The organism is Kribbella italica (assembly GCF_014205135.1).
GTDB classification, from domain to species: Bacteria; Actinomycetota; Actinomycetes; order Propionibacteriales; family Kribbellaceae; genus Kribbella; species Kribbella italica.
The window spans coordinates 1,072,767-1,085,561 of sequence record NZ_JACHMY010000001.1 but is presented as its reverse complement, the minus strand read 5'-3'; the positions used below and the strand labels follow the sequence as shown (position 1 = coordinate 1,085,561).

At 69.2% G+C, this 12,795-nt stretch carries 12 protein-coding genes; 8 read left to right on the top strand and 4 right to left on the bottom strand.

The window, feature by feature from the left end; translation table 11 throughout:
* Positions 1-251: 251 nt before the first annotated feature.
* Positions 252-683 (bottom strand): division/cell wall cluster transcriptional repressor MraZ, encoded by a 432-nt coding sequence (gene mraZ / locus HDA39_RS05100; protein ID WP_184794077.1) that lies wholly within the window; start codon positions 681-683, stop codon positions 252-254.
* Between the two features lie 339 nt (positions 684-1,022).
* Here mraZ and HDA39_RS05095 point away from each other — a divergent pair, with 339 nt between their 5' ends.
* Genes HDA39_RS05095 through HDA39_RS05085 form a run of 3 tightly spaced genes read left to right on the top strand, consistent with a single transcriptional unit; the run spans position 1,023 to position 5,611 of the window.
* On the top strand, positions 1,023-1,961 hold the full coding sequence (locus tag HDA39_RS05095) for an AAA family ATPase (protein ID WP_420488794.1): 939 nt from the start codon (positions 1,023-1,025) through the stop codon (positions 1,959-1,961).
* 3 nt (positions 1,962-1,964) lie between these two features.
* Positions 1,965-3,251, top strand: coding sequence for a DUF58 domain-containing protein (locus tag HDA39_RS05090; RefSeq protein ID WP_184794076.1), 1,287 nt, complete (start codon positions 1,965-1,967; stop codon positions 3,249-3,251).
* A complete protein-coding gene (locus HDA39_RS05085; RefSeq protein WP_184794075.1) occupies positions 3,248-5,611 on the top strand; it encodes a transglutaminase TgpA family protein in 2,364 nt (787 codons plus the stop codon). The genes HDA39_RS05090 and HDA39_RS05085 overlap by 4 nt, the downstream gene beginning before the upstream one ends.
* 389 nt (positions 5,612-6,000) lie before the next feature.
* On the opposite strand, the gene HDA39_RS05080 is transcribed toward HDA39_RS05085, so the two are convergent.
* Both HDA39_RS05080 and HDA39_RS05075 read right to left on the bottom strand, forming a co-directional pair.
* Positions 6,001-6,528 (bottom strand): DUF6458 family protein, encoded by a 528-nt coding sequence (locus HDA39_RS05080; RefSeq protein ID WP_184794074.1) that lies wholly within the window; start codon positions 6,526-6,528, stop codon positions 6,001-6,003.
* Positions 6,529-6,686: 158 nt separating this feature from the next.
* Positions 6,687-7,163, bottom strand: a complete 477-nt coding sequence (locus HDA39_RS05075) for a DUF3040 domain-containing protein (RefSeq protein ID WP_337925634.1) — start codon at positions 7,161-7,163, stop codon at positions 6,687-6,689.
* Between the two features lie 169 nt (positions 7,164-7,332).
* Between HDA39_RS05075 and HDA39_RS05070 the strand changes: the two genes are divergently transcribed.
* The 4 genes from HDA39_RS05070 to HDA39_RS05055 all read left to right on the top strand — a co-directional run bounded on the left by HDA39_RS05070 (position 7,333) and on the right by HDA39_RS05055 (position 11,000).
* Entirely contained in the window at positions 7,333-7,983 is a 651-nt protein-coding gene (locus HDA39_RS05070) for a TetR/AcrR family transcriptional regulator (RefSeq protein ID WP_184794073.1), read from the top strand.
* A gap of 333 nt (positions 7,984-8,316) precedes the next feature.
* Entirely contained in the window at positions 8,317-9,555 is a 1,239-nt protein-coding gene (locus HDA39_RS05065; protein WP_184794072.1) for a cytochrome P450, read from the top strand.
* Between the two features lie 25 nt (positions 9,556-9,580).
* On the top strand, positions 9,581-10,792 hold the full coding sequence (locus HDA39_RS05060; protein ID WP_184794071.1) for a cytochrome P450: 1,212 nt from the start codon (positions 9,581-9,583) through the stop codon (positions 10,790-10,792).
* Between the two features lie 13 nt (positions 10,793-10,805).
* Positions 10,806-11,000: a ferredoxin gene (locus HDA39_RS05055; RefSeq protein ID WP_184794070.1), complete on the top strand. Its 195-nt coding sequence runs from the start codon at positions 10,806-10,808 to the stop codon at positions 10,998-11,000.
* 536 nt (positions 11,001-11,536) lie between these two features.
* On the opposite strand, the gene HDA39_RS05050 is transcribed toward HDA39_RS05055, so the two are convergent.
* On the bottom strand, positions 11,537-11,962 hold the full coding sequence (locus HDA39_RS05050; protein ID WP_184794069.1) for a Rid family hydrolase: 426 nt from the start codon (positions 11,960-11,962) through the stop codon (positions 11,537-11,539).
* A 145-nt stretch (positions 11,963-12,107) separates the two neighbouring features.
* Between HDA39_RS05050 and HDA39_RS05045 the strand changes: the two genes are divergently transcribed.
* The gene (locus HDA39_RS05045; RefSeq protein WP_184794068.1) at positions 12,108-12,587 is read left to right on the top strand and encodes a MarR family winged helix-turn-helix transcriptional regulator; all 480 of its coding nucleotides are present in this window, start codon (positions 12,108-12,110) and stop codon (positions 12,585-12,587) included.
* The last annotated feature ends 208 nt before the right edge of the window (positions 12,588-12,795 follow it).

The following is a 12,795-nucleotide window of genomic DNA, read 5'->3' as shown; positions in this document are numbered from 1 at the left end:
CCCCGCGGGTTCCGTGTACTGCTACCTGCTGTGGGGGCGGTGGTGAAGCGTCGGGTGGAGGACTGTGTTGAACAGATCCGCGGAGGAACACCTGTCGTCCGGTCAGATCGCGGGTTCGCCTCCCGGGGAAGTACCTGTCGCCTTGGCACCGGGGAAGTGGCGCCAACACCCAGGTCGGAAGTCGGACCCGTGATCTCACCGGACGTCCGGTGTTCCCCTGTCCAGTTGTCGCAGCCCAGTTGTCGCACTGCTCAGAAGATCCCGGGCAGTACCTCCTCGGACAGGTCGGCGAACGCCTGCTCCTGTTCCGCGGAGTACCTGGTCCAGTTCTCCGTGTTCCAGATCTCCACCCTGTTCATCGCCCCGATGACGACACAGTCGCGATCCAGTCCCGCGTAATCGCGCAGCATCGGCGGGATGGTGACCCGGCCCTGCTTGTCCGGCACCTCGTTGGAGGCTCCGGCGAACAGCATCCGCAGGTAGTCCCGGGCACCCTTGTTGGTGATCGGAGCCTGCTTCAACTGCTCGGTCAGCTGCACGAACTCCGCCTCGGGCCACACGGACAGCGAACGCTCCTGCCCGCGGGTGATCACCAGACCCTCGGAAAGTTCGTCGCGGAACTTCGCCGGCAGGAACAACCGACCTTTGTCGTCGAGCTTGGGGAAGTGCGTTCCAAGGAACACGCTCCACCTCCCCGTTGCGGACTCTCCGTCTCAGGTCGAGCTGATTTCCACCAAATCAGTACCACTGCGCTCCACCTTACTCCACTTTGCCCCACCGTCAACCAAATCTGCCCCGTTTCGCTCCTCTCGTAGGCTGGGTGGGAAAGATCCACCCCGACAGGTGATGGATCAGCGACACCGGGTGAGGATTACTTTCATCGGTGCCGAAACAGCCGGTAACGAATTCCGCGCAGGGCTAGGCCCGACCCCTGGCCCGGGTCAGAATGAGTCGGCCAACAACCAATGGGAGGACTCAGGGTGAGCACCACCGCGACCAGCTCGGCCATGGACTTCGACGAGCTGACAGAGGTGGCGGGACGGGTCCGCCGAGCCATCGAGACAGTCATCGAAGGCAAACCCGATGTCGTCGAGACAGCAGTCACCGTGCTGCTCGCCGAAGGACATCTACTGATCGAGGACGTACCGGGCGTCGGCAAGACGATGCTGGCCAAGGCGTTGGCCCGCTCGATCGACTGCACCGTGCGCCGGATCCAGTTCACGCCCGACCTCCTGCCGTCGGACATCACCGGCGTGTCGGTCTTCAACCAGGAGGTCCGCGACTTCGAGTTCAAGCCGGGCGCGGTGTTCGCGAACATCGTGGTCGGCGACGAGATCAACCGGGCCTCGCCGAAGACCCAGGCCGCGCTGCTGGAGTCGATGGAGGAGCGCCAGGTCACCGTCGACACCACGACGTACCAGCTCGAGACGCCGTTCATGGTGATCGCGACGCAGAACCCGATCGAGATGGAGGGCACCTACCCACTGCCCGAGGCGCAGCGCGACCGCTTCATGGCGCGCGTCTCGATGGGGTACCCCGAGCCGGCCGCCGAACTGCGGATGCTCGACGGTCACTCGGCCACCGACCCGCTGAACAACCTGCAGCCGGTGACCGACAGCCAGCAGGTGCTGCGGCTGGTCAAGACCGTCCAGTCGGTGCACGTGTCGGAGTCCGTCAAGGAGTACGCCGTCGCCCTGGTCGGTGCGACCCGTCGTTCGCAGGAGCTGCGCCTCGGCGCCAGCCCCCGCGCGACGCTGCACCTGATCCGGGCCGCCCGGGCCGCCGCGGCACTGGACTCGCGCGAGTTCGTGCTGCCGGACGACCTGCAGGAGCTCGCCGTACCGGTCCTTGCTCACCGGGTGCTCCCGGCGGCCGAGGCCCACCTCGGTGGTCGCGGTGCGTCGGACATCATCACCGGGCTCGTCGCCTCCGTGCCGCTGCCCCGCACTCGCCGGGACTGAGGCATGAGGCAGGCACTGCGCGGACTCACCACCCGGGGGCGGGCGTTCGTCGCTGCCGGGATCACCGCGTCGCTGTGCGCTCTGCTGCTCGGCCAGAAGGACCTGCTGCGCGTCGGCATCCTCCTGGTCGCGCTGCCGGTCGTGGCCGCTCTGGTGGTCGGCCGCACCCGGCTGCGGCTGCAGGTCCGCCGCAGCCTCGCGCCGGCCCAGGTCACCGTCGGTACGCCGGCCACGGTCGAGCTCGCCCTGAGCAACGAAGGGCGCATGCCGGCCGGGCTGTTGCTGCTGGAGGACCGGATCCCCTACGTGCTCGGCCACCGGCCGCGGTTCGTGGTGGACCGCGTCAGCCCGAACTGGAAGCGCACCGTCACCTATCCGGTGAAGTCGGACGTGCGCGGGCTGTTCCAGGTCGGGCCGTTGATGCTGACGGTCGCCGACCCGTTCGGGCTGGTGGAGACGAGCCGGACCTTCGCGCGCAGCCAGTACCTGCTGGTCACGCCCCGGGTGCACAAGCTGCCCGAGGTGCGGCTCGGCTCGGACCGCGCGGGATCCGGCGAGAACCGGCCGCGCGCGATCGCGTCGGCCGGTGAGGAGGACGCGACCGTTCGCGAGTACCGCGACGGCGACGACCTCCGCCGGGTGCACTGGCGCTCGACGGCCCGTCGCGGGTCGCTGATGGTGCGCCGCGAGGAGCAGCCCTGGCAGAGCCGGTGCGCGATCTTCCTCGACGCCCGCACCATCTCGCACCACGGGCACGGCCCGTCGTCCAGTCTGGAGTGGTCGGTCAGCGCGGTCGCGTCGATCGGCGCCGACCGGATCCGGCGTGGCTACGTCACCACCCTGCTCGGCGGACCGACGACGCTGTCGGCGATCACCCACCGCACCTCGACCGCCGTACACCAGCCGCTCACCACGCAGCAGGTGCTGACCGAGTGCGCGACGGTGGAGGAGCACAAGTACGCCGAGATCGGCCCGCTGCTCACGGTCGACCGGCACGTCCAGGAGCCCAGCCTCGCGATCGCCGTCGTCGGTGCCTGCACGAGCGACGACATCACGGCGCTGAACCGCTGGCGGACCGGCCAGGCCACCGGCGTCGCGCTGCTGCTCGACGCGGTCAGCTGGGCCGTCGGCGTCGAGGGCACCGAGAAGGCGAACCGCCTGGCCGCCGCCACGGACGCCACCGAGTCCGAACTCCGCCGCAACGGCTGGCGCGTCGCCAGAGTCCGCCGCGGCGATCCCCTACCCACCGTGTGGTCCAGCCTGGGACTACGAAGCGGAAGGATCGCATGACCGGTCACGTGAGGATCTCGCTCGCTGCCTGGGCGGCGACGGTGCTCGGCGCGCTGGTGCTGACACCGGTGTTCTCCGGGCCGTTCCTGTTCATCAGTGCGTTCCTGTGCGCCGCCGTCACCGGCACCGGCATCCTGCTGCAGAACCTGCGCGCCCCGCGGTTCGTCGTACCGGTGGTGCAGTTGGTCGTGCTGGTCGAGATGCTGTCGTTCATCTTCCTGCGCGACACGCTGCGGTTCGGGCTGCTGCCGTGGAAGGAGACCGCGCTCGAGTTCAACCAGCAGATGGTGAACGCGATGAGCGCGATCAACCGCTTCAGCGCGCCGCTGCCGGCCGACGACCACCTGACCCTGTTCGCGGCGTCGGTGATCGCGGCCACCGGGCTGCTGATCCACCTGATCGCCGTACAGCTGCGTCAGGCCGCGTGGGCCGGGCTGCTGCTGCTCACCATGTACACGGTGCCCGCCGCGACCGTGCACGGCGGACTGCCGGCCCTGCTCTTCATCCCGCCGGCCGTCGGCTACATCGTGCTGCTGGCCGCGGAAGGCCGGACCAGACTGAGTCGCTGGGGGCGCCGGATCTCCGGCGTCTCGCACCTGGACGCGTCCGAACCGATCGAGGCCTCCGCGCTCGGCCAGGCCGGCCGCCGGATCGGCCTGAGCGTGATCGCCCTGGCCGCGCTGCTGCCGGCCCTGCTGCCGGCGCTGCCGGAAGGTGTCATCGGCAACGGTCTCGCCGGCGGCGGTACCGGCACCGGGATCGGCGCGTCGATCACGTCGACCGACCCGATGCTCGACATGGGCAAGAACCTCAAGCGCGGCGACAACGTCACCGCGCTGACCTACACCGGTGGCCCGCCGGGCGGGACGTACCTGCGGCTGACCGCGCTCGACCAGTTCGACGGCAACACCTGGCGGATCTCGCCGCGGGCCGAGGGCCAGAAGGTTCCCGACAACGACCTGCAGGCCCCGCCGGGCTTCAACGGCGACCTGAGCAAGGTGCCGACCACCGAGATGAAGATCGACGTGAGCCGGAACCTGCGGTCGCAGTTCGCGCCCGTGCCGTACCCGCTGCGCTCGATCTCGCTGAAGGACCGCTGGCGCTACGAGCCCTCGTCGCTGGACGTCGTGTCCACGAACGGCGGCGGTGGGGTGGCCGGCAAGAACTACCGGCTCAAGGCCTACCAGCTGCCGCTGACGCCGGAGCTGCTGCAGGCGACCCCGCCCGGTACCGAGCCGGACTCCTACACGAGCCAGATCCCGACCAGGAACATGGACGACATCCGGGAGCTGACCGAGAAGGTCGTCGCCGACGCGGGTGAGAACCGGTTCCAGCAGGCGGTCGCGCTGCAGAGCTTCTTCCGCGGTGGGGACTTCACCTACAGCACCGACACCGACAACAAGAGCGGGATGACGGCGCTGCGCAAGTTCCTGCTGCAGGACCGGGTCGGCTACTGCGAGCAGTTCGCCACCGGCATGGCGCTGATGGCGCGCGTGCTCGGCATCCCCTCGCGCGTCGGTATCGGCTTCCTGCCCGGCCAGCCCGGCAAGAACGGCCAGTACGTCGTACGGATGCACGACATGCACGCCTGGCCGGAGCTGTTCTTCCAGGGGCAGGGCTGGGTCCGCTTCGAGCCGACGCCCTCGGCGCGGGTCGCGAGCACCCCGAGCTGGACCGAGCCGGCCGAGCCGCTGCCGTCGACACCGACCGCCGCGCCGACGACCGCACCGACCACGCCGGGTTCCTCCACGGACCCGGAGCTCGAGCGCCCCGGCGACCGGAACCTGCCCGACGACAACGGTCTCGTCCCGGTGGACTCCGGCAACTGGTTCAGCAACGGCGGCGCCAAGGCGATCGGCATCGGCGTCGTCGTGATCTTCGTCCTCGGCATCCCGTGGCTGATCCGCTCACTCACCCGCCGCCGCCGCTTCGCGCGCCCACCCGGCCGCCTCGGCGTCGAGGGCCTGTGGGCGGAGATCCGCGACACCTCACGAGACCTCGGCCTCGATTGGTCCGACAGCTCCACACCGCGCCAGCTCGGCGACTGGATGGCGAGCAAACTCCCCGAGTCCGTCCATCCACAGGCCCACCGCCTGGCCCGCGGCCTCGAAGCAGTCCGCTACGCCGGCCTCGCCGACGCCGAAGTCGACCTGCGCACCGAGGCCGCCGACGTCCGCAAGGCCCTGTGGAGCCAAGCCAAACTCGTGCAACGCTGGCGAGCCCGCTTGCTGCCACCGTCCTGGCGCTGGTACCTCAACCGAGGCAGCACGGAGGCATCGGACTTGCTGGACGAGTTCGACCTACTGCTGGCCAGAATCCGCAGCACAGTCCTCCCCCGCCGAAGCCGCCCCGCGGACTGACACCCGACACCACCCACGAGCACCGCCGGCGCCGCGTGAACAGCCCACCCTCCCCACCACCAAGCGTTCACTTCCACCACCCGCCGGCGCAGCCGGCCAGGTCCGAGGCCGACGCTGCCCCGCCACCCTCCACGAGCACGGCCGTCGCCCCGTGGACCGCTCACCCCACCACCGACCGGCGCGCCTGCAAGCACACCGCACACCTCCACCACCCGCCGGCGCAGCCGGCCAGGTCCGGGACCGGCGTGCCCCCATCCTCCACGAGCACCACCGGCGCCCCGTGGACCCCTCACCCCCACCACCGACCGGCGCGCCTGCAAACTCGCCTCCCCCCATCGACCAACAGAACCCCCGGACCATCTGGTCCAGGGGTTCTGTTGGTGGAGATGTCAGTTGGTACGCCGGCGCGGCTGCTCCGGGAGGCCGCTGGCAGTGGGGTCCAGTTCGACAGTGCGGTCCCCAGTCGGAGGCTCCTCGACAGGCGCCTGCGTCGGCTGCTCCGGCGTACGCGGTTTGTCGACCGCCTGGACCGGATCGAAGTGCTCGCCAACGTCCGACTCAACCGGCTGCGGCGTGATCGGCTGCGGCCGTGCCTTCGCCGACTTTGCAGGCTTCGCCGACTTGGCAGACTTCGGCGCGCCCTCGGGGCGGTGCTCGATGCGGGTGTGGTGCTCGTCGTGCTCGTGGCTCGCCTCGACCGTGCGGTACTGCTCCTCGACCGCCGGGTCGATCGCATCGGTCGGCACCCGCCGACGGTCGTTGGTGATCTTGTACGACAACCAGATCCCCGCCGCGCCGGCCAGCATGATCACCACCCCGACGACGGTCAGGTTGACCGCCCCGGCGTCGTTGTCCCGGATCCCGAAGGCAAGGATCGCCCCGACGGCGATCAGGAAGATCCCGACTCCGATGCTCATGCTCGACTCCCAACGACGACCGTGGCGACCTGGCGACCGCCTGAACGCGTGCGGTCCACCGGTACCCACAGTGACCGGGAGTGATGTATCGAGCGGGCAAACCAGAACCACACCCGGCGCGCGGCGCGGGTGTGGTCGCAGAACCGGTCAGCGCGGGTTCAGAGGTCCTCGTCGCGCCGCCGGCGCCAGCGGTCTTCCATCCGCTCCATGAAGCTGCCGGACGAGTCGTGTCTGGTCCGGTGCTTCTTGCTGGTCGGCGGCGGGGGCGGCGGCAGGTCGTCACCGTCGCCGGCGTTGCTGATCCGCTTCATGCTCAGCGCCGCGACGTACAGACAGGCCACCATCACCACGAAACCGATGACGCCGATGATGGTGTTGGGAATGATCGCGCCGGTCATCAAAATCACGATGCCCAGCACGAATCCAACGCCGGCCAGAACTGCCCGGCGCTTGTAGTACAAGCGCACATTGGTTCCTCGCATGGCGGAGACGAACTTCGGGTCTTCCGCAGCGAGGGCACGTTCGAGCTGCTCGAACTGGCGCTGCTCTTCTTCCGAGAGGGGCACCGTCGATCCCTCCATGGTGAGCGCGATCTCGATAGGCCGAGTCCAGTCTAGGCCGCCGGTGCGGTCCACGAAACCCTGACCGCCTCTCCCGCGCGTCACGGTCCGGCAACCGCTCTCATTCAGCGGCCTCCGGAGGCCTTGTTCGCCGTACTCCGGACGCTTCCACACCTTCACGTTTAAGTCAGGCGCTTGACTTAAACGTACTCCCGGACGAAGCTGTACGCGGAGGTACCGACCCATGACCAACAGTGATCTCCAGTCCCGCACCGGCCGTTCGCAGGCGACCCGCACGCTGATCCTCACGACGGCCGAGCGCCTGTTCGCCGAGTACGGCGTCGCCGCGGTCTCGAGCCGGCAGATCTGCGAGGCGGCGGGTCAGGGCAACAACACCGCCGTCGGCTACCACTTCGGCACCAAGACCGATCTGGTCCGCGCGATCATCCACCGGCACACGACCCGGATCGACGAGCTCCGCGAGCAGATGGTCGCCGGCATCGACGACCGCGCCGACATCCGCGCCTGGGTCGGCTGCCTGGTCCACTCGTCCACCGACCACCTGGCCGAACTGGGCAACCCGACCTGGTACGCCCGCTTCAAGGCCCAACTCCTCACCGACCCGGCCCTGCGCGAGATCGCCGCCGACATCACGCTGTCCTCCCCCACCGCCCTGAAGATCCTCGACGGCCTGACCGACGTCCTGTCCGACCTCCCCCTACCGGCCCGGCTCGAACGCGGCGACATGACCAGCCGCCTAGTCGTCCAAATGTGCGCCGAATTCGAACGCGGCCTCGCCGCCGGCACCCCCATGCCCCGCCAAACCTGGCCCGACCTAGCAACCGGCCTCGTCGACGCCATCACCGGCATCTGGCAAGCCCCGGTCACCCCGTGACGGCCACCCCAGAACCACGGACCCCTGAGCCCGCCGGCCAGGACCCCACCCCTGCCTCGACTCCAACCGAGGCCCAGTCCTCACCGTCGCCCCCAGCCCACCCTCGACACCCCGCAATCCATCCCGCCCGCACCACCCCACCTCGTCCCCTCCCGCCTCCTCCGGCCGCAACGGCCAGCCGGCGGATCCTGCGCCGAGCCGCCTCTACAGCCCCGCACCACCCCACCCAGACCTCTTCTGCTTCCTCCGGCCGCAGCGGCCTCCCCCCTCCCCCCGGCCGCATCGCTGCCGGCCTGAACCACCGCCCCTGAACCTCCACCCGAAGGGAACCCGATGCAGCTCGACACCGGCCATCTCGACACAGCACCGCTCGACGGCGGCTCGCCGCAGTATCCGATGCCCAAGGCAACTGGTTGCCCGTTCGACCCACCGCCGGAGCTGAAGACCCTGCAGGCCACGGAGCCGCTGTCGAAGGTGACCCTGTGGGACGGCAGCACCTCATGGCTGGTCACCCACTTCGCCCACCAGCGCACGCTGCTCGCCGACGACCGGGTCAGCGCCGACCGAACCAAAGACGGCTTTCCCATCCTGCAGCCGAACACCCCCAGGACCGGCAGCCCAGTCGGCTTCATCTCGATGGACGATCCCGAGCACTCCCGGCTCCGGCGAATGGTGACCGCGCCGTTCATGATCAAGCGCGTCCGCGCCATGGAACCCGGCGTCCAGCAGATTGTCGACAACCTGATCGACCACCTGCTCGCCGGACCACAGCCGGCGGACCTGGTCGAAGAGTTCGCCCTGCCGGTGCCGTCGCTGGTGATCTGCCAACTGCTCGGCGTCCCGTACGCCGACCACGACTTCTTCCAGGTCAACAGCAAGGCGCTGATCCGGATCGAGACGCCGCTGGAAGAACGGATGGCCGCGCGCGAGCGCCTGACGTCGTACCTGGACGACCTCGTCGGCCGAAAGTTGACCGAGCCCGGCGACGACGTCCTGACCGAACTGGCCGCGCGCGTCACGACCGGCGAACTGACCCGCGAAGAGGCCGCTGGGATCGGCGTCCTGCTGCTGGTCGCCGGCCACGAGACGACCGCGAACATGATTGCCCTCGGCACCCTTGTCCTGCTCGAGCACCCCTACCAGTTCGCCGTCCTGCGCGACTCCGACGACCCGGCCGTCGTCAACAGCGCCGTCGAGGAACTGTTGCGCTACCTCAACATCACCCACCGTGGCCTGACCCGGGTCGCACTGGCAGACATCGAGGTCGGCGGCCGGACGATCAAGGCCGGCGACGGCCTGATCTTCCCCAACGACATCGCCAACCGCGATCCCGAGGTCTTCGACAACCCCGATGTCCTGGACGTCCGCCGCGACGCCAAGCGGCACGTCGGGTTCGGCTTCGGCGTCCACCAATGCCTCGGGCAACCACTCGCGCGGATGGAGCTGCGGGTTGTCTACAGCACGCTCTACCGGCGCATCCCGACGCTTCGCGCCGCCGTCCCGCTGGACCAGGTCGACTTCAAGCACGACGCGATCGTGTACGGCGTGCACAAGCTTCCCGTGACCTGGTGACTTCCGTGATGTCGAGAGGAGATTGATGACACTCGAGCAGACCGCACCCCTGGCCTACCCGATGCCGAAGGCAACTGGTTGCCCGTTCGACCCACCGCCGGACCTCAAGTCGCTGCAGGCCGAGGAGCGGCTGGCCAAGGTGGAGATCTGGGACGGCAGTACGCCGTGGCTGGTGACCCGGTTCGCCGACCAGCGAGCACTGCTGGCCGATCCGCGCGTCAGCGCCGACAGCACCCGGACCGGGTACCCGGACAGCATCCCGAACGTCTCGCGAGACCGGGACAGCTTCGCGTTCATCCAGATGGACGACCCGGAGCACGCCCGGCTGCGGCGGATGGTGACCGCGCCGTTCATGATCAAGCGCGTCCGTGCCATGCAGCCCGGCGTCCAGCAGATTGTCGACAATCTGATCGACCAACTGCTCGCCGGACCGCAACCCGCCGACCTGGTCGAGGCCATCGCGCTGCCCGTGCCGTCGCTGGTGATCTGCCAGCTGCTGGGCGTCCCGTACGACGACCACGACTTCTTCCAGGAGACCAGCCGGATGCTGATCCGCCTGGAGACGCCACCGGCAGAACGTAAAGCGGCCGCCGACCGGCTGATCGAGTACCTCGACGGCCTGATCGGCCGGAAGCTCGCCGAACCGGCGGACGACGTACTGACCGAGCTCGCGGACCGCGTCCGTACCGGCGAGCTCACCCGGCGCGAGGCAGCCGGTACGGGCATCCTGCTGCTGGTCGCCGGCCACGAGACGACCGCGAACATGATTGCCCTCGGCACCCTCGCACTGATGGAGCACCCCGAGCAGTTCGCCGTACTGCGCGACACCGACGACCCGAAGGTCGTCGCCCGGGCCGTCGAGGAACTGCTGCGGTACCTCAACATCACTCACCGAGGCCGCCGTCGCGTCGCCACCGAGGACTTCGAGTACGCCGGCCGGCAGATCCGCGCCGGCGACGGGCTGATCTTCCCCAACGACATCGCCAACCGCGACCCCGAGGCCTTCGCCGACCCCGACACCCTGGACGTCGAACGCGACGCCCGCCGCCACGTCGCCTTCGGGTTCGGCGTCCATCAGTGCCTCGGCCAGCCGCTGGCCCGGATGGAACTGCAGGTTGTCTACAGCACCCTCTACCGCCGCATCCCCACCCTCCGCCGCGCCGTCGACCTGGACCAGATCGACTTCAAGCACGACGCCCAGATCTACGGCGTCTACTCCCTGCCCGTCACCTGGTAGCAAAGGACATCCCATGAAGGTCACCGTCGACCAGGACACCTGCATCGCCTCCGGCCAGTGCGTCCTCACCACCTCCGAGGTCTTCGACCAACGAGACGACGACGGCATCGTCGTCCTGGTCACCTCTACCCCGCCCGAGTCCCTCTCCCCCGACGTCCACGAAGCAGCAGCCCTCTGCCCCGCCCGAGCCATCCAGGTAGCCGACTAGAAGCAGCACCGGCCGAAGTCGGCCGAGGAGACCAGGCCGACCACCATCCACGAGGCGGCACCGGGACCGACCAACCTTCCGCGCCGCCTCGTACCGGTCGCTCCGCTCTGCTCGCTCGAGCCATCGAGCGACTGCCGGCGCCGCCGGCCCTCCACCCACGGCAGTCCTCAACGCTGCACCGGCGCAGGCCGCACTTGAGGCGCCCAGCCGCGGGCATGCTCGGAACCTCCGCAGGCCGCGCTAGAGCGCCAGCCGCAGGCCCGGCTCCGAGCCTCCGCACGCCACCCTTCGAGTGCCAGCCGCAGGCCCGGCTGCGGACCTCCGCAGGCCGCGCTTCGAGCGCCGGCCGCGGGCCCGGCTGCCAACCTCCGCGCGCCGCACTTCGAGCGCCGGCCGTAGGCCGGCTCGAGCGGTTCACCACGTGTTCGACGGGCCGGAGGATGCTGACGAGCAGCGAGTGGTCGCTGGAGGAACCGGAGGGCGGATCGGCCACGCCGACCCTCTCGGCCACGGGCGGCCTGCGGCCCGTCGTTGGTTCAGTTCCCCGAGCCGACGATCGCGGTGACGCGGATCTCGATGCGCATGGCGGCAAGGCCGAGGACGGTGACGCCGGTTTCGGTCCAGATCGGAGCGCGGCCGCCGAGGCGGCGGCGGAACTGCTCGGCCATGACCGTGTTGTGGTCGGGGCCGATGACGTCCTCTCCGGGTGCGACCTTGTGGTACGAGTTGACGTGGATGACGTCCTTCCAGGTCGCGCCGACCGTCGCGAGCGTGCGCTCGACGTTGTCGAAGGCCTGGACGATCTCGTCCTCCAGCGCGTCGGGGATGACCAGGTCGTCGTCCACGCCGGCCTGTCCGGAGATCTCGACCCGGTCGTCGACACGGACGGCTCCGCTGTAGCCGAGGGCCTTGTTCAGCTTCTCGCCGTAGCCCGCAGCGACGCCGAAAGTCACGGTGCTCATGATGTTTCCTCTTCCTGTCCGTAGGGTGCGTTCCGTCGGTCATGACTTCATGCTTGAAGTAAGAGTAGCGCGCGATGACTTCAAGCACAAAGTGATGGCAGACTTCACCCGAGCGGGACGATCGACGAGCGGCACAGGAGAGCGGATGAGCGAACACCAGGACGACGACGAGCTGCGATGGCTTGACGAGCAGGAGAAGGCGGCGTGGACGGGGCTGATCTCCCTGGTCCTGCTGCTGCCCGGCAAGCTCGAGTCGCCGCTGCGGCAGGAACACGGCCTCACGCTGTTCGAGTACCTCGTGCTCAGCCACCTCTCCGAGGCACCGCAGCGCAAACTGCGCATGGGAGAGCTCGCCTTCCTCGCCAGCGGTTCGCTCTCCCGCCTGTCCAACGTCGTCAAACGCTGCGAACAGCGCGGCTGGATCGTCCGTACGCCGGACCCCGCCGACGGGCGCTACACGCTCGCCGAACTCACCGCCCCCGGCTTCGACCTCGTACAGCAGGCCGCCCCCACCCACCTGCGGTCTGTACGCCGTACTGTCCTCGACGCGCTCAACTCCACCGACCAGAAAGCGCTGGCCCGAATCGCAGAGAAGCTCCACATAGTCCCCGCCGACTTCGGCTGAACAGATCCCGCGCCGAGGGCGCAGCCACCCCCAGTTCCTCTGACAACCAGGGCTCGGCTGGCCGTGCACCACGCCGTCGGGCGGCGTCGGTCCAGCCACAAGATCAGGCTGCCGGATGCGAAGGCCAGCAAGCGGCCACCGTCGACACCCGCCGAGGCGCGCAGGTCATCGGTACCCGTACCGGTCCGAACCTGCACCACTCACTAAC